This is a genomic window from Rubripirellula tenax, assembly GCF_007860125.1.
GTDB classification, from domain to species: Bacteria; Planctomycetota; Planctomycetia; order Pirellulales; family Pirellulaceae; genus Rubripirellula; species Rubripirellula tenax.
The window spans coordinates 140,845-158,306 of the sequence record NZ_SJPW01000002.1; the positions used below are offsets into that span (position 1 = coordinate 140,845).

14 protein-coding genes and 1 pseudogene are annotated in these 17,462 nt (G+C 54.0%); 6 read left to right on the forward strand and 9 right to left on the reverse strand.

Annotated elements, in window-relative coordinates:
• Nucleotides 1-15 precede the first annotated feature (15 nt).
• The 3 genes from Poly51_RS06305 to Poly51_RS06315 are packed head-to-tail and all read left to right on the forward strand — an operon-like array spanning nt 16 to nt 4,808.
• Nucleotides 16-1,449, forward strand: coding sequence for a sulfatase (locus Poly51_RS06305; RefSeq protein ID WP_146455516.1), 1,434 nt, complete (start codon nt 16-18; stop codon nt 1,447-1,449).
• Nucleotides 1,450-1,504: 55 nt separating this feature from the next.
• Complete coding sequence (locus Poly51_RS06310) at nt 1,505-2,974, forward strand: sulfatase (RefSeq protein WP_186775380.1); 1,470 nt, start codon at nt 1,505-1,507, stop codon at nt 2,972-2,974.
• 52 nt (nt 2,975-3,026) lie between these two features.
• The gene (locus Poly51_RS06315; protein WP_222435800.1) at nt 3,027-4,808 is read left to right on the forward strand and encodes a sulfatase family protein; all 1,782 of its coding nucleotides are present in this window, start codon (nt 3,027-3,029) and stop codon (nt 4,806-4,808) included.
• Between the two features lie 590 nt (nt 4,809-5,398).
• On the opposite strand, the gene Poly51_RS06320 is transcribed toward Poly51_RS06315, so the two are convergent.
• The 6 genes from Poly51_RS06320 to Poly51_RS06350 form a co-directional block, all read right to left on the reverse strand.
• The gene (locus Poly51_RS06320; protein ID WP_146455521.1) at nt 5,399-6,442 is read right to left on the reverse strand and encodes a tyrosine-type recombinase/integrase; all 1,044 of its coding nucleotides are present in this window, start codon (nt 6,440-6,442) and stop codon (nt 5,399-5,401) included.
• A gap of 847 nt (nt 6,443-7,289) precedes the next feature.
• Nucleotides 7,290-7,760, reverse strand: coding sequence for a DUF6653 family protein (locus Poly51_RS06330; protein ID WP_222435801.1), 471 nt, complete (start codon nt 7,758-7,760; stop codon nt 7,290-7,292).
• A gap of 297 nt (nt 7,761-8,057) precedes the next feature.
• Nucleotides 8,058-8,507 (reverse strand): GNAT family N-acetyltransferase, encoded by a 450-nt coding sequence (locus Poly51_RS06335; protein WP_146455525.1) that lies wholly within the window; start codon nt 8,505-8,507, stop codon nt 8,058-8,060.
• An 18-nt stretch (nt 8,508-8,525) separates the two neighbouring features.
• Entirely contained in the window at nt 8,526-8,996 is a 471-nt protein-coding gene (locus Poly51_RS06340; RefSeq protein ID WP_146455527.1) for a DUF1569 domain-containing protein, read from the reverse strand.
• Nucleotides 8,986-9,285: a hypothetical protein gene (locus Poly51_RS06345; protein WP_146455529.1), complete on the reverse strand. Its 300-nt coding sequence runs from the start codon at nt 9,283-9,285 to the stop codon at nt 8,986-8,988. Before Poly51_RS06345 ends, Poly51_RS06340 begins: the two co-directional genes overlap by 11 nt.
• Nucleotides 9,286-9,290: 5 nt before the next feature.
• Complete coding sequence (locus tag Poly51_RS06350; protein ID WP_146455531.1) at nt 9,291-9,845, reverse strand: RNA polymerase sigma factor; 555 nt, start codon at nt 9,843-9,845, stop codon at nt 9,291-9,293.
• A gap of 522 nt (nt 9,846-10,367) precedes the next feature.
• Here Poly51_RS06350 and Poly51_RS06355 point away from each other — a divergent pair.
• The 3 genes and pseudogenes from Poly51_RS06355 to Poly51_RS06365 all read left to right on the forward strand — a co-directional run bounded on the left by Poly51_RS06355 (nt 10,368) and on the right by Poly51_RS06365 (nt 13,548).
• Nucleotides 10,368-11,438, forward strand: coding sequence for an SIR2 family protein (locus Poly51_RS06355; RefSeq protein ID WP_146455533.1), 1,071 nt, complete (start codon nt 10,368-10,370; stop codon nt 11,436-11,438).
• A gap of 151 nt (nt 11,439-11,589) precedes the next feature.
• A pseudogene (locus Poly51_RS06360) lies at nt 11,590-12,330 on the forward strand (parallel beta-helix domain-containing protein); the annotation flags it as partial.
• A gap of 123 nt (nt 12,331-12,453) precedes the next feature.
• Nucleotides 12,454-13,548 carry an SO2930 family diheme c-type cytochrome gene (locus tag Poly51_RS06365; protein WP_186775381.1) on the forward strand — a complete coding sequence of 365 codons (1,095 nt, stop codon included), beginning with the start codon at nt 12,454-12,456 and terminating at the stop codon, nt 13,546-13,548.
• A gap of 385 nt (nt 13,549-13,933) precedes the next feature.
• Here the strand turns inward: Poly51_RS06365 and Poly51_RS06370 are convergent, their stop codons facing one another.
• The 3 genes from Poly51_RS06370 to Poly51_RS06380 all read right to left on the reverse strand — a co-directional run bounded on the left by Poly51_RS06370 (nt 13,934) and on the right by Poly51_RS06380 (nt 17,136).
• Entirely contained in the window at nt 13,934-14,647 is a 714-nt protein-coding gene (locus tag Poly51_RS06370; protein WP_146455539.1) for a hypothetical protein, read from the reverse strand.
• A 148-nt stretch (nt 14,648-14,795) separates the two neighbouring features.
• A complete protein-coding gene (locus Poly51_RS06375; RefSeq protein WP_146455541.1) occupies nt 14,796-15,509 on the reverse strand; it encodes a PAS and helix-turn-helix domain-containing protein in 714 nt (237 codons plus the stop codon).
• Nucleotides 15,510-15,822: 313 nt separating this feature from the next.
• Nucleotides 15,823-17,136: a carbohydrate porin gene (locus Poly51_RS06380; RefSeq protein WP_146455543.1), complete on the reverse strand. Its 1,314-nt coding sequence runs from the start codon at nt 17,134-17,136 to the stop codon at nt 15,823-15,825.
• Nucleotides 17,137-17,462: the final 326 nt, after the last annotated feature.

Below are 17,462 nucleotides of genomic sequence, written 5' to 3' on the forward strand. Positions count from 1 at the left end.
ACCTGAATAGTAACCATGAGATTTCAACACGTACTGAAAGCATTGATCCTCAGTTTGATCGGAATGCCCTCCATCGCCCTGGCGGAAGAGAAACCGAACATCGTCATCATTCTCACAGATGATCAGGGCTATGCCGATGTCAGCTACAACCCGCACTCCCCGCCAGAAGTCAGTACACCGAATATCGATGCTCTCGCACATTCGTCCGTCATCTGTACTCAGGGCTATACCAGTGGGCACGTGTGTTCGCCGACTCGTGCAGGACTCATGACAGGTCGCTATCAGCAACGATTTGGAATCTACACAGCAGGGGAGGGAGGCTCAGGCGTTCCGCTTGATGAAGTTTTCATTCCCCAACGACTCCAGCCAGCCGGTTACGTCTCTGGTGCATTGGGTAAGTGGCATCTCGGACTCACTGAAGAGTACCACGCCATGAATCGAGGGTTCGATGAGTTCTATGGCTTTATGGGACGCGGGGCACATCCCTACTTTGACCACTCAGACATGGATCACCCCATTTATCGTGGCCTCAAACCCATCGAAGAAGAAGGCTACCTCACCACTCGAATCACGGAGGAAGCGGTCGATTTTATCAACCGCCACAAGGAGGAGCCTTTCTTCCTCTATGTCGCTTACAACGCAGTGCATGCTCCACCGGAGGCCCCCGAAGAAGACATCAAGAAAGTTACTGGCGACGAAACACGCGACACGCTCATGGCCATGATTAAGCACCTCGATATGGGAGTGGGCGAGATTGTGAACACGCTGAAGAAACACGACATTTTTGACAATACACTGCTAGTCTTTCTCACGGACAATGGCGGTTCCGGTGCCATGAACGCCAACAATGCACCGCTTCGCGGCTTCAAGCAGATGGACTACGAAGGCGGAGTTCATGTCCCGTTCATTGTGTCGTGGCCGGCCCAACTGGAAGGCGGGAAAAAATGCGACGTGCCCATGTGGTCGACTGATTTGTTTGCTACGGCTCTCGACGCTGCTGGGCTTCCGATGCCAAAGGACAAACCTCTGGATGGTAAGAGCATCCTGCCCACCCTCAAAGGTGAAACCGACAAACTCCACGACGAATTGTACTGGAGTTCTGCGGGTGCCAATGGAAAGTGGGCCATCCGCAGCGGGAATTGGAAATTGGTCGCAGAGAAAGATCGTATTGAACTCTTCGATCTCGAAAAAGATCTCAGCGAAACCACCGACCTTGCTGCAAAACACCCGAAAGTCGTTTCCGAACTCAGGGACAAATACAATGCATGGCTCGACGAAATGGCAGACCCGGTAAGCAAGCAGGAAAAGCGCTGGAATCCTGATGCCGGTGCACCAGCCAAAAAAATGTCGAAAGAAGAAAAGAAAGCAGCACGCGAAAAAGAGAAAGCCGAACGCATCAAAGCACGCGAAGCAAAGAAGAGCAGCCAAACTCCAAAATCATCGAAATGAACCGCTCTGAAGGGAGCGCGATCCACCACACATGCCGTTATCCAAAAATCTCACCATGAAAACCTATATTTCATTTTCGATCTTCTGTTTGTCGGCAATGGTTGCCACAGCCGCTCGCGCGGAGCGCCCGAACGTATTGCTGATCGTCTGCGACGACCTGAACAACCACGTCAGCACGGCGGGGTACCAGCCGCTCAAGACGCCGGGCCTAGAGAAACTCGCGGCCGCGGGCATGACGTTCGGCCGAGCCTACTGCCAGTACCCGGTGTGCGGCCCGTCGCGGGCGTCGTTCCTCAGCGGGCTTTACCCTGAATCGTCGGGCATCCTCGACAACAAGCTGGACATCCGCAACGTGCGCCCCGGCACGAAGTCAATGCCGCAGGCGTTCAAGACCAACGGCTACTGGACGGCCGGCGTGGGTAAGGTTTTTCATAACAGCAAGGCCGACCCGGGCGACGTTGCGTGGCACGAAGTGATCAGGTTCAACAACGAAGAAAACCCCGTCGAAAGGAAGCTGCGCAAGGCTTACGAAGCTGAGCACGGGCCGATCAAGGACGAAGACGATCGGTCCTGGCGTCGCCACCTTAAGGAAAATCGCAGCGCCCTGGCCGGCCAGACGCCGCCGGGCTTCGGCCCGACCCAGATGCGCGACGAACAGCACAAGGACGGCAAGAACGTACGCCAGGTCGCAAAGTGGCTGGACGAGAAAGCCCACGCCAACAAGCCGTTTTTCATCGCGTGTGGTATCCAGAAACCACACGTGCCGTTCTGGGCGCCGCAGAAATATTTTGACCATCACCCGCTCAGCGCGATCGAATACCGCCCGACTCCCAAGGGCGACTGGAAGAACAGGCCCTTGCTGGCAATATCGAAGCGCTACGAAGCGTTTGGCTTCGAATTGGAGAAAGAAAACGACGAATTGCGCCGCCAGTACATGCAGGCTTACCACGCTTGCATCAGCTTCGTCGATGCGCAGATCTCCCTGCTCTTTGATTCGCTAAAACGCAACGGCCGCTGGGACGACACGATCATCATCTTCACCTCGGACCACGGCTATCATCTGGGCGAGCACTCGCTATGGGGCAAGGTGACGCTGTTCGAGGAATGCGCGCGGGTGCCGATGATCGTCCGCGTGCCTGGGCTGACGAAGGACGGCACCAGGAGTGAGGCGATCGTAGAACTGGTCGACATGTTCCCGACGCTCGTGGAACTGTGCGGCATCAACGGTCCGAACGAACTTCAGGGCAAAAGCCTTGCCCCGTTGCTTAAAGACCCCAGCGCCAAAGGTCGCTCGGCTGCATACACGGTCGTCAGCCGGGGCAAGGCCCTGGGCCGATCGATCCGCACGCAACGTTGGCATTACGGCGAATGGGGCAGCGCGGATCAGGCCGAGTTGTACGACCTGATCAACGACCCGCACGAAGACAACAACGTGGCGTCCAGGCCGCGTTTCGCCGAGCAGCGCCGCCAGATGCACTCGCTGCTGATCGAGACGCGCAAGAGTGCCGAATCCAAACGCAAGTAAATCAAACCGCCAAAGAAATGACATGAAAAGACCACGCCAATCGAGACACACCATGCCCCATTGCATCCGCCTGTTCCTTGTTCTCCTGATCGCATTTTCTTCGTACGCCCGTGCCAACGAATTGAAACAAGATTCTTCCGGCGGGCGGACTTCCGGAGAACGTCCTAACATCATCATGTTTCTGATCGACGATCAGAACCCTTCGAGCATCGCCGCGTTTGGGGGCGACACCTACACTCCCAATCTCGATCGCATGGCGGAGGAAGGAATGAAGTTCACTCGCGCCTACGTCAGCAGCTCGGTTTGTACTCCTTCTCGATACAGCTTCCTGACCGGTCGGTTTGCTGGTAACTCGCATAGCAAACTTTACGCCGAAGCGGTCGGCGGCAAAGAGAATCAGGGGCTTCCCAATTTCAATGTCGCACTGGAACGCGACAATATGAACGTTGGAAATGTTCTCCGTGAAGCCGGTTATACCACCGGTTTTGTTGGGAAATTTCACCTCACTTCAGATTTGGATTTTCCGGAGTTCTACAAAGGCAAAATCAAATGGATCAACATTCCCAAAGACGTGAGTCCCGGGCCTGAAGCGTCGGCTCAGTTCAAACACAACGAACGCTGGATGCGCCGTTACCTCCAAACGCTGGGCTTTTCCTCGGCGAAGAACGTCTACCCGGAAAACGTGCGGTCGCCCTATTCCACGCACAACCCAGAGTGGACGACGGTGGCAGCACTGGAGTTCATTGAAGAGAACAAGGACGGTCCGTTTTATCTTCATCTTTGCAGTACCCTGCTGCACGGGCCGGATAAGTCCTGGCGAAAATCCATGGATCACCCGCTCATCACCGGAGAGGGAGAAGTTGAAAGCCTTCCAGAGGTCATGACGCCGCGCGCAGAGCTTCTCAAAACAATCACTGAAAAAGGTTTCGATTCCGACAGCCATGTGGCTGGTGAAGCGTGGATCGACGATTCGCTCGGGGCGATTCTCCGAAAGCTTAAGGAACTCCGAATCGATGACAACACGCTGGTGATTTTTGCGCCGGATCACGGTCGCGATGGCAAAGCATCCGTCTTTTCACACGGTGCTTGCCAGGTACCCATGATCATGCGCTGGCCGGAAGGAATTCCCGCAGGGCAGGTGTGCGAAGAACTCGTGCAGAACATCGACCTCGTACCCACTTTCTTCGATCTGGGTAACGCAGAGAAACCGGAATCTTACCGGATCGATGGACGGAGTCTCGCCCCTCTTTTCAAGAACGGACAAGCCGAAGATTGGCGGAATCATCTTTATCTCGAAATGGGAGCTGCGCGGGCAACGGTCACGAAAGACTGGTCCTACATTGCCGTTCGCCACACCAAAGAACAGATCGCTGCCATTAAGAAAGCCACGCCGAAAAACTTACCCAAAGCCATGTCCTACATTGGACGTTTGGGCATCGGAGTGAGAGGGGCAGATCGCCCCGGCTTCTTCGACGAAGATCAACTCTACCACCTGGAGAAGGATCCGAAAGAAATGAAGAACCTGGCTTATAAAAAAGCTCAGGCACCTCGCATGAAAGAGATGCGCAATCTCATGCAGCAGGACCTCGAAGTCATTGGTCGTCCTTTTGGGGAGTTCATTCCCGGAGGGAACGCCGCTCTACCTGGCCAAATCGACAAACAGATCGAAATCGTTAAACAACTCGAAATCAAGGGCAAGACGGTAACAGTGCCAAAGGCTTTGAATAAAGATCTGGGAGTTAACGATGAACCGGCTCCTGACGACAAAGCGACGAAAAAAGCGGAACGCGAGGCGCGTAAAAAGGCTCGCGAAGAAGCCAAATCAAAAAGCTAGTGTCCCCAAAGACTTCACGCACGCACAGCAAAACGAAATAGGCGAAAACGCACACCTCCGTCCCTGCGCAGCAAGCCCGTTGGAAACCGCTCTCCCTTGACAGTCTCTTACAGGAACAGGTGCATCGACCGACGCGATTTACGCAAGGCGATTGTCACCGTCAGGGCCATATTTGGACCGGCTGCTCGGAATGTCGAACAGCGATTCGGAACTTCAACTTCATGCGCACGGTTTGAGTCCCAAGTCTACCTTCGACTTGGACACCAACCACGCGGGCTTCTCACCTGCTTGCAAACGACGAAACCCTCGATCACACAAGGATTTGTGATCGTGGGTTTACGGTTTGACCAAAGTATGACTCGGTCGAAGCTCTGCGATTGGGGCTCGAACCAAGATGACTTTCAAGAGAGGAAAATGAACTATTTGACAGAGACCGATGTGAGTTGCGCGACATGCTATGACGCTGAGGTTGCATCGACTTCGGTCAACTCCGTAGCTGAATAATTGTCGTCGGTGATCTACTCAGGCAGTCACCGATGCATGTTCTGGGAATTTCGCCCCAAGATGCTCCGGCTTCATCGACCGGTAGATCATCCGCCCGCGAACTTCCGCCGGCAACAAGGGCATTCACCCTCGATTCCCTGTGGTAGAGCCATGAAAGCGGAAGGCTGAGGGATCGTCATGATTGCTTTGAATGCCAATGGATCTCGATGAGCATAGTGCCGGTACGTGACGCCGCTCACAGAGTGACCGAGGATTTCGATGGAAGACTCAGGCAGGTGTTCGTCATAGTATGTCGCGCAGGTCTTGCGGAGGTCCTTCAGCAGCCAGTCTTTGGCAACGCCGGTTTCAATGTCGACTTTATCGCAAATCCCGGCGAGGGCGATCAACCGTTTGAAGACCGCGTTGGGTCTCGCAGTTCCACCCACGAAGATCGGTTCCTCCGGTACGAGCGTCGGAGGTTGAAGGCGACGCAAATGTGCGTGAACCGCTCGATTCATCGGCCGATAGAACGATTTGTTCGTTTTAACTCGTCGATAGAATATCCATCCATAGCGAGATCGAAGCTTCGATTGTCGATCGGGCGATTCACGGCTCCAGAAAACGTGCCGCCATAAGAGCGGTTCGTGAGTTGTTTTGGTCTTCCAGATGGTACCCGTGTCCAGGCCGTAGTTGAAAAAAAGAACGATTGCGGATCGCCAGTACTGGCCAAACGAGTGCGGTTGCTTCCACGCGCGTGGTCGGCGCATCTGGTACGTGGCAAAGTAGAGTGCGTTCAGTTCCGCCTTGCTCAGATACTGACGACCAGCGACATCGCGTTGCGGACGCGGCTTTGGGAATCGCGGAAGCGATTCAATGATGTCGTTTTCCCATGCCCATGCGGCGACAGCGCGGACATGATCACGTGCCTTGTTCGATGTCCGCTCCGGATTCTCACCCCCTTGTTCAACCGCATCGTCGTAAACCCAATCCAGGAAATCTCGAATGCTTGATCGAGATAGCTGTTCCAGAGGAATCTCTTGCCCCCAACTGATCCACTTTCTCACGGTGGCTTTGTACTCGTCGCTTGTACCCTTCGAGTGCTTTTTGGCTTTGCAATAGCGTTGGACAGCGGATGGAAACTTTGTCGACATTTGGAGAATCTCCTGCATTGCCGTCGACTACCTCCAGTAGGCTCCGCTCGACGTGCTACGGGGCTGAGTGCTCCTTGCTCGACTTCCGAATCTGGGAATGGAAATGTGACTTTCCAGGATAGTTCGAGCAAGCGCGACGGATCCAGGTCGATGAACCGGTGGATCGTTAGATCGTGCGTTGTACTGGACTGTTGAGGTCACCGACACGCATCTTGTGGCCTGTCGCAGTCGTGGAACTGGCATATTCGCGCCCAGGCAATTGAGGAAGTGAGCCTGTCACAGGTCCATGCACGATTTATCGACCGAACGGACAAAACCAATCAGAGACCGCCATGACCACTACCTGCCCTCGATGCAGACAGACGTTGCAGAGCGGAAGCGGATTCTGCGTAGGTTGTGGTCTCACTTGCACGGACGTCGATTCGCGGAAGTTCAGATTAGAACAGGATGCACGAAGTCGAATTGAGCGGGCAAGGCTACTTGGAAGGCTATTCCGATTCCTACGTTGGATACGATGGGTTCGCTGAAAAATTCGTTGCTACCATCGTTTTGGCGCCCAGGCACCCTCTTTAGTTCCAATCACTACGTCCGTACGATGAACCGGAGCAACCTCAGGCGTCGGCCGCCGGAGCACCGAACAGAATCGTGAAAGACCGTTTCGGTGCGAGGCACCGACGGCATTTTGCCGAAGATCTTCGACCTTGCGTTTTTCCAACCGAGCGGACTTCGAGGATTCGCTAGCTTGCGTCGGTCTGCGGAAAGTTGCGGGATTCTTTTTGAGCGTACTCGTCCGGCTGTAGCTGAAACGTTTCTTCTCCCGAACCCATCTTCTGCTGCCTCGTGACGTTCATCTCAGCCAACGACCGTACTCGACGTGCTTGTCTTTCATGTCATCGAAAAGCCATACCATCCGGTCGAGGAACCAGAGTTTGGCGATCATCATAATGGCGGTTCCTCCGACGACTGCCCAAGCATCGAGCTGGACCAACCCGACAACGAATGGAATCAATCCCAGTCCTGCAAGTGCGTTGAGGATCTGTGCTATGCGCGCATGATGGGCGGGAATCGAAATGTTATTCCGGTTCAACCAGACCCTCTCGCCAAGCACGCCTTTGGACATCCAATTATCGGTGCTCGCAGGAATCGGGAAGACTCTCGGATTGAACCACGTCCAGATCAGTATGGCGGCGATGGGCAGCAGTGCCCACCAGCCAAGCCAAATGCGACTCCAGATCCCCATCGCCAACATCGGAAGCACAGGAACGCGAGTCCAGCCGCTGATCGGGTTGGCATGCCGCTGCCAAACAGCGTCGCTCATGCCCATCATCTGCTCCGACGATTTTCCAATATCCACTACGGAGCCTTAGTTGGCAGGTCACACAACTCACCCAGAGCAAACGCTGCTCCTGTTATGGCACCGTGTAGAATGGCGATCGGCGGTTGATCGTCAGCAACGGAATCCTCTGGGCCCGTATGAACCACCTGTGTACTGCCGAAGCGGGTTTGGACCGTTTGTTCCCGCACGGGGAACGGCAGCACGTCAGTAATTTTTTGGCACCACTGCCGGATCACTTCCCGACTTTCATCGTTTTTGAAGGCACGAACTTGCTTCACTTCAGGACTCCGTTTTGGATCGGATAAATTTCAGTTTGAGGACGTCCAGACCCGTTGGCTCATGTACCGACTCGCTCAATAACTCGAATCCGTATCGCTGGTAGAACTTGCGGCCAATCCCATTCGCTTTGAACACTTCGACTTCCAGATCGCCTCGCAGCTCGACGGCCTTGCCCATTAAGGCTCGTCCTGCGCCAGTGCCTTGGAATTCTGCTTTTACAAAAATCGCTCCCACTTCATTGCCGATCAATGCAATAAAGCCAATCACTTGTCCGTCTTGTTCCATCACCCAGGTCTCAGCATTCGGCAAGTAAACACTGGGAATGTCGTGGCGGATTTGATCCTGAAACGCCTCGGGCAGGAACGGATGCGCGAGCTTGGACGCACTTTCCCAAGTGACCATCAGGTCGCCCAAGTCGCTGGATTCATATTTGCGGAGGATACGCTGCATCAAAGGGTCTCCCTTCGTCTAAGTTGGACAAGAGGTTGTCGGAATCAAAAAACTGAGGTGATGGGATGCGTGAATCCACATAAAATCTCGCCAGTCATCAACGGACAGATTATCAAGCAGCGGGTACTCCTCCATCGAACCGTTGAAGCCATTGGCTCGACGACAGGAGTCGACACACGCATCAATGATCGCGTCATTGTCGACCGAATCCATGTGCGTGGGTCGAAGGCTCTTGAAGGTTGGGAATCCTTTTCCTAGCTTTCGCTTTCTCAATGAGTAACGGAATCCCCAATGGATCACTGTGGCTCGAAGCACCAACGGTAGCCGAAATCCGAAACCGTCCATCCCTCCATTCATGGTTGTCATCAAGTGCTGACACGCTTGCGTCAGATTCCAATTGCCGGCACGTTCGTATCCGCTGGTGCGAAGCATATTGATGTCTTGGATCACTTCATCGGCCGACCGAAAGTCAATTGTTCTACGTTTCATCGGTTGCACTCGCTATGACATCGATGGCTCTCAGGATGCGCTGTTCGCCGACACGGTTTCGCACCGCCAAGGCATACACCCAAAGAGCAAGGTTCACCCACACTAACATCGTCGCGGCAAAGATTAACTGATGCGTTGAATTGCCCCAGTCGATAATCCAGAACACGACAGCCAAGCCGACCACCTCTGCAACGGTGCAAAAACCAAGTAGTATTTTGAACCACCGCTCATTGCGGGCCATGGACTGAAGTGCACCTCCGCGAATCGCGTTGAGTTTTTCATCGTTCATTGTTTTCATTCTTTCGTGTGGTTGATTTGCTTGCGAATGCAGGCAAGTGAATAACTGATCCTGGACTTCACCGTTCCCAGAGGAATACCAAGAATGTCGGCGACTTCTTCGCTGGTAAATCCTTCCAGGTAATGCAAATAGATCACCTCGCGTCCGTTGGGCGTCAATCGATCGAGCCATTTGGGAATCTGCATGATCAAATCTTGATGTTGCGAATCACCCAACTCCGTTTCCGAAACCTCTTCGAAGATGTCAGAGTTAGAAAACTCGTGTTTTTGTCGCTGAAGTTTGGTGATTCGATAGACCTGACGGCTCGCGATACAAAACATCCACGATCGGAAACGCAGCGGTTCTCGTAACCACCTGATCTTCCTGACGACCTGCAACAGCGTTGTCTGCAAAACGTCTTCGGCATCGGAGCGATCACCCAGCGTTTTCATCAGATACCCAAACAGCTCATCCTGATGCACTCGCAATAGGCTGTCCGCGGCGTCCCGATCGCCCGCTTGGGCACGCAGCACGAGCAGCGTCAGTCGTTTCGGGGAAAGATCGATGTCCATTACCCACTAAGAGTGTCTGTCGTGCAAAACCGATCGAAACAAAAACCAAAATTTCGGGGAGATGTCATCTCGACGTTTTCTATTGGAGACCAAGTCTATGCGGACGCGTCGTTTTTCGCCGATAATCATCCTTGTTCCAGCTGTCGTCTGTACGCTGCAATCCAAGTGAGAGTATGGCTGGATCGCCAAATTCAAATGAACTTGGAGCATGATCGCGAGCAAACGCGGAACTTGGCCAACTTAAGGTAGACCGACGCGGATTACGCACCATGCTGTGATGCTGAAGTTGCATCAACCGAACTCGATTCGTTCGAGGCGGTACTCGCGTTGGTGAGATCCACCCCTGCGTTGACTCGCTTGCTATCTTGATGGCTGTGGTTCAGTCAGGTGGTGGCTCACCGGCGTCGGCCACCGGAGCACTCGAACCAACCTAGAAATGCCTGAAAACGAGGCTGCGTACCTTTTCTTCCCCAACGATGTTAAACTGGGTGACCTAGCGATTTCCTGCAAAGAGTTCACAGCATGCCCGTTGAAATTAAACCAGCCCGACATCTTACAAACGCGATATCGAAAACGCGGGACCATCACCCAAATTTCACTCTGCTTTTGGGTGCTGGTGCAAGCGTCGAGAGCGGCATCAAGTCGGGTGCGTCACTTGTCAAAGACTGGCGACAGGAGTACGCAGCTATTCACGGCCATCCCGATGATGCCGAGGACTATCTACAATCACAACGCTGGTATGGCCAGCCTGAAGAATACTCGATGCTCTTCGAGCAACTTTTCGATCAACCAAGTCTTCGACGAGAGTTCATCGAGTCATTGATTAAGGATGCAAACCCATCGTGGGGCTATGTTTATCTGGTGAACTTGATTCGCGAGGGTGTTTTTAACACTGTCTTTACGACGAACTTTGATGACCTGTTAAACGAGGCTTGCTATCTATTTTCAACAGAAACACGGCCAATTGTTTGTGCCCATGACTCGAGCATTCGGTCAATCAGGGTGTTCTCATCGCGCCCAAAGATCATAAAGCTACATGGGGACTTTTTGTTTGACAGTATCAAAAACACGGTAAGGGAGCTTGAAAACCTCGAAGACAACATGCGGGAAAAGTTTCGGCAGTGCGCTGGTGAGTTCGGAATGATCGTCATCGGATATGGCGGAAACGATCGAACGATAATGGATACGTTCGATGCACTTCTTAGGAATGACGACTACTTCCCACATGGAGTCTACTGGTGCGTACGAGGTGATGATGTCCCTCCGAGAGTGGAGGAACTCTCTCGTTTCAGCAATTTTCATGTTGTGAAGATTGACGGATTCGACAGTTTCCTCGCTACACTAAATGGTGAGCTCGGATTTGGGCCACCTATCGAGGACCCGTATATTGCTGTCCGTAACCGATTGAAAAACCTCATCCATGCGCTTCCTTTTCCTCAGCCGTGGGATACGACGACAAGCGTTTTGCATGACGACAGGGTGTCGTCTCGCCAGGGCGCGAGTTTACGCGGCCAATTGATGGTTCGTGGTAGCTTTGGGTGCGTAAGGTCGTATCGACGCCTCATTAGCCTTCAAGACCGCGCCATAGGTTGACTCCCACGTTCTTTTTGTTTTGCAACATCAGTGTGACGCGGGACGCCCTTGTTCTGAAACACCAATCCGAGGTTACGCAATGCCGCGAAACCGACGCACCTCAATCAACCGTCAAACTGCGCCCTGAAGAGACCACACCCAATGCGCGTCAGATGCCGGGATTTATGTCGGGCAATCAAAACAGGTGATCGTTCGCCATTGTCGAGCCGAACGAAACGTTGCTGGAATCGAAATCGAAAATTGCATTGGCGCAGATGTCTATGAAAACGTTGCCAACAACAATACCGGTGGCATTCTGGTGTTTTCGCTGCCCGGATTGACGTTGAAAAACGGGTCAGATTGCCGCGTTTTCAACAATCAAATGTCTGACAACAACCACGCCAACTTTGCAAAGGAAGGCGCGATGGTTGCAAGCGTACCGCCAGGCAGCGGTTTGATGATCATGGCAAATGATCGCGTCGAAGTATTTGGGAACAAGTTCGAAGGAAACATCAGTGCGAGCTGCTTGGTGGTCAGCTTCTTGATCACGCAGCGAAAATACGATGATAGCGGGTACGATCCGTACCCCGAGGCGATCCATATCCATGACAACACATTCGCTGGTGGTGGTACAGATCCACAGGGCGAGTATATGTCAATGTACGCCGCCGCTACGAACGAATCGCTTCCGGATATCGTGTTTGATGGAGTGCTTGACGCCGAGAAGCTGGTTGATGGCAAGCTACCATCGGAGCTGAGTCTGTCAGTGGTCGACAATGGTGACGCCAAGTTTGTGAACTTGGATCTAAGCAAGATGCTGGCAGGTGGCAAGCCCGTCTTTAACACCGACATGAGCGTCTATGCCGGAACGCTAGAACGCGTGCAGGCTGTGGAGATCCCTGGCGTTAACTGAATCGAAGAATCGTCCGCCTTCTTGTTTTTCTTCATTTACCACGCAAGTTCTATCGTGATGCGAACTTCGATTTTCAGAATGCATGTGCCTACGTTTTGCAGAGCAGTTGTTGGAGCGACAGCTTTGGTCGCACTGACACTGACGGGCTGTGACACCGAATCGAAACCGTTCACAGCGACTGAGTCGGCTTCAAGCCTACCTGAGGTGTCGCAAGCAAACCTGTCTCAATCAAAGGCATTGCGTGCTTCGCGAAAGAACAAGTTCAAGGCTCGCCTTTCTGACTACGAATTGTTCATAGGTCCGATGAAGGATTTGGCTCCCGCGCACGATGTGATCGAGTACGAACTCAACACCCCGCTGTTCACCGACTATGCCCAGAAGCAGCGTCTTGTCCGTTTGCCGGTAGGGACCGCGGCAACGTACACGCCCCAGGGACCACTCGATTTCCCCGTCGGTACGATCATCGCGAAAACATTTTACTATGCTCATGATTTGAACGACCTATCGAAGGGTCGCCGGTTGATTGAGACGCGAATCATGGAGCATCAGGAGAGCGGTTGGATCGGTATCCCGTATCTGTGGGACGAAGATCAGAGCGACGCTCGTTTAGCGATCACCGGCGGGACGGTCGAGGTCACGTGGAAACATACCGACGGCGACGTACGAACCAATGCTCACGCGGTGCCGAATCTGAATGACTGCAAGCGCTGCCATACAGGTTCAACGATGCAGCCCATCGGCCCCAAGGCAAGGAACTTGAATCGCGACTTTGTGTACGCCGATGGCAGCCAAAATCAATTGGTTCATTGGGCCAAGATTGGTGCTTTGGAAGGCCTACCTGAACTGGACACAGTTTCTCAACTTGCCGTCTGGGATGACAACTCCACCGGCAGCGTGAATGATCGCGCTCGAGCCTATTTGGAAGTCAACTGCGGCCATTGCCATAACCCGGCGGGGCCTGCCCGGAATTCGGGGCTACATTTGAATGCTGAAGCAGATCACCCTTACCGCCTAGGTGTGTTTAAGACACCTGTCGCCGCAGGAAAAGGAACGGGAGGTCGGCTGTATGCAATCGTGCCTGGAAAGCCGCACGAATCGATCATGGAATACCGCATGCAAACCGTTAAGGCGGGCGAAGTGATGCCAGAGTTCGGGAAGGCCCTGGTTCACAAGGAAGGCCTCGCGCTGTTGCAGCAGTGGATCGCAGAGATGGACTAGGGCCAGTCCGCTTGTTCCTTGCGAAACGGCTCTGCGACTGACTGGCCGAGATGGCACGACCGGTGTGATCACGCGTTGAGCACTCCCTTTGATGTGTCCATGTTTCGATTGACCAAGAGCTATTACTGCATTCTCAAACCAAAGGCGATTCCATTCAGACGGATCGTGCTATGCGGATCGACGGGACCACCCGCGTCAAGCCACGCTTGACCCAAAGAAATGGCGACAGAAATCTTTTCCGGCTTCAGATCGCCTGCTCGATTCAACAGATGTCTCACCCGCAGCTTGGATCTTAAGTCACCGCTTCGCGTTAGAGGCCGCCCTAAAAACGGAAAGACTGACACCTTTGATTCACCTCGGCGAGGCGTCTGCATCTACGCAGCAATCACGGGGCGAACTTCGCTTTCGCCGTTACCCAACCGGGCTGAACGTCGGCGGCATTCCAAATCGCCAGGTTGTCGATATAGATAGTGCCTTTGTCGGTCGCGGTGATGCCAATCGCGTGGTTGGCGAAATCGGCACCAACGCCTGGATCGTTTCCGTAGATGGTCGGGCCGTCTTGGAACCGGACCAGGAATTCGTCTCCTTTGATTTCGATCATGACGTGGTACCACTGGTCTTGTTGTAGTACGAAGTCGCTTTCGGCGATCGTCTTCTTCTCGTGATCAACCAAAATTTGGCTGCCGTCGGCGCCGAAGTAGATTCGCCTGAGATGGTGTCCCGCTTCGATCATCGGCAGCAACTTGGTTCCTTTGCCCCCGACGATTTTGAACGAGTATCTCAAGATCACGTCGCGCGGTGAGTCTCGGATCTGCAGTCTCGGGGCCGTTCCGAGATGCCCATTCCCTTGGGCTTCTTTCTTTGCTTGGTATTCGGGCGAAGACTCCGTCCCGACCAACATCCCTTGCTTTGCTTTCCATGTGGTTCCCTGGCCGCAGACAAAGAACTTGTGGCTTTTGTCGACAACAAAGTCGGTTTCAAAATCCATATCCAAGACAACCTGGCCCGGCTTTGCCAGGATCGGCTGCAAGTGATTCAAGTCGGCCGCAGACGCGTGCTGGAACACCGCGAGACCGAGCAGTACTGTGATTCGCATCATGTTCGTTCTTGTCATTCGCATTTAGCATCGGTGGAAGGAGGTGGAAATCATTCTGGCAGCAGATTGTAACCACCCAGCTGCGTCTGATCACAGAATCAGCGATGGCTGAATTGATGACGGATAGACCCAGCTCTGGTCTAGCCGATTTTCAATCTTCTTCGGCGTCCATCTCGTGGCGAGTCAGCATCGCATCGCTGACCTCCAATCCCATCGAAGACACCGTCATCACGAGTTCGGACTGGCCGCTCAGATTCAATTTTTTGCTGATCGCACTTTTATGGCGTTCGATCGTCTTTACGCTGCGGTGCAAAATCTTTGCGGTTTGCGGCACGCTCAACCCGTGTCCAAGCAAGGCCATCACCTCGACTTCTCGCTTGGTCAGGACATTCAATGGCCCCAAGTCGATGAACCGTGTTTCGTAAGTCTCAAAGGGGATGGCATTGACGACGGGATGCGAGCTCCAGCCTGCGTGCGTCAAGCTAACGACGATCACCCGGTCGAACGGTGGCTTTCGATCGGCCATCGGCCAAAGCGTCGACTTGATGCGACGACCGTGATAGATGTGATCGATCGACATTGGTTTGGATGTGGTGACGACTTGTTGGATCATGTCCATCCGCTCGTCAACAAACGTGTCGGGATGAAAGTCTCTCATCGACTTCCCGTCGACATCAGCGTCGGCAGATCCCAAGAACCATTCGCGCGAAACCGCGTTGACAAACAAAAGACGTTCGTGGACATCAATCACACTTAACCCAACACCGGGCGTTCGGGATAGCGCGTCCCACAGCGTGTTCTTCCCAAAGTCGGGCGGATCAACGCGTGATTGGATTCGCTCGGTTTTGGCGTCGGTGTTGGCCATGCGATGACTCGGCTCGGACGAAGGTTTGGATGGATTCGCTCATAGAATAACCCGACGCAGCATCCGATACTAATCGTGTGACGTCACGGTTGGCGGCCCTCGCGGAGGATTCAAGCAATCTGATTGCGGCGAGGCGCGAAATGCACGGGAATGGTCAAGACATGTGCGGTCACACGGAACCCTCGTGATCACGCGTGACTGACCAATGAAGGGAGTCGTGGGGCACGGCTCCCTTCATGCCCTGCATCCGCAAATTGGGCGGCAAAACGGTTGTAGCAACCGGTGTTTTGAGATTGGATCTCGCCGCAGCGACCTAGATCGAAATGTTAACTCGAACACCCAAAATCACCACGTCATCGACGGTGTCACGGCCGGGATTGAGGAACTGCAGGTCGGGTGTCACGGTGACGTGCTTGGTGGCTTGAACGTTATAGAACAATTCGGTTCCTGAGCCATCGCCCAAGTTGCCGGCGACGGTGGCAATGAAGGGTGCGAGCTCGTCGCTGAGTCCGGCATAGTAGTAGCCGACGCCGAACGTGTCATTTTCTCGCCCTCGGATGGGGCTATTGCCACCGATCCCGGCGCTTAAGAAGTACGCGATCGGATTGGTGTCTTCGTCGGAGATGCCGCCGCGGGTAAAGAATCCCCAGCCGCGACTCGCGTCACGTGGATCGGTAACCAGGTATTGATCGGTGTTGAAGTACAACGACCACGAGTCACTTTTTCGGTCGATCGCCACCGTTGGGAAAACGATCCGCGGATCTTGGTCGAGCGCGGCAAAGTTACGACTGCTCCAAGTACCACCCAGCAAAACATGGCCAGGCTTGCGCAGGAAGTTCGTCGGCACACGCAGCTCCGTCGAAATCGCAGCGCCCTCGGCAAACAATTCGTCCACCCCAAACGAGTCGGTCGTGTCGACGGCGTTCAGCAAAGTGAAACTGAACAGCGGCTCGCCATCCAGAAGGGTTGCGAATCCGAAACCGATTGTTGAATACGGAATCGTTCGCAGAGCCACGGGATTGGCGACGAGCGCCGCATTGGAAAACTGACGAACGCCACGCCCGTGGGCAAATGCGTTCTTGTCACCATCAAGCGTGTCGAGCTTGCCGCCGAAGACGACGAACGATTCTGACAATGCTTGGGTGATTAAGAAGTTGGTCAGGTAGAGATCCCGACTATCAACCACCGGCAAATCCGCCGTAATCGTTGGCGGCAGAAAAACGCCCGAAGGTTCGGTGATCGATCGGCCAAACCGATGCTCGGCGCGAACTTGCAAGAACAGTCCTTCTTGAACGCCCAGTTTCCCGAAGTCAAAAATGCCAAGGTAGTCGCCGTGTCCGCCGTAGAGATCGGTCTGTTCGAAGCCTCCGTCAACGGTCCCGGTATAGAACTGGGTGATGTTGGACTGAAACAGGATGCCCGATTCTGCCAGCGATCCCGTCATTCGATCATAGAAGCAGTCGGGTTCTGCGGGGCTGGTCCCGCAACCGTCGCACGTCCACGCGTCCGTCAAGTCATCGCAGGCCACATCGCACTCCGCAGCGGTGACGACGTTTCCACCGACGCAAATCATGAGCAGAAGCGTCGCTCGCCCGAGTGACTCAATGACGTTTGTTAGTACTGACATATCGACGATAACGTTTGCAGACTCTGGCGCAGAAATTTGAAACGGAGCCCCCCGCTTCGCTCGCGTCTGTACCGCAGACGCCTTCGAAGAATCGGCCCATTCGGGACCCTGGGATCAACCGCGTCGGACAAACGGCAAAACTGGAAGCGGCCGCAGAACGCTGGTGCCGATCAAGGCGACTTTTCCGCATGGGAAGCGTGCCCGAAAGTCCACTCGTCGGCCGGGATCATCGCGACGAAATTCGCACGCTGACCGCTGGGTGTATGGCCTCATTCCGTCTGAACAGAGGAACACTTGGGGCCTTCACGTCGTCTGTTGTTAGTAAG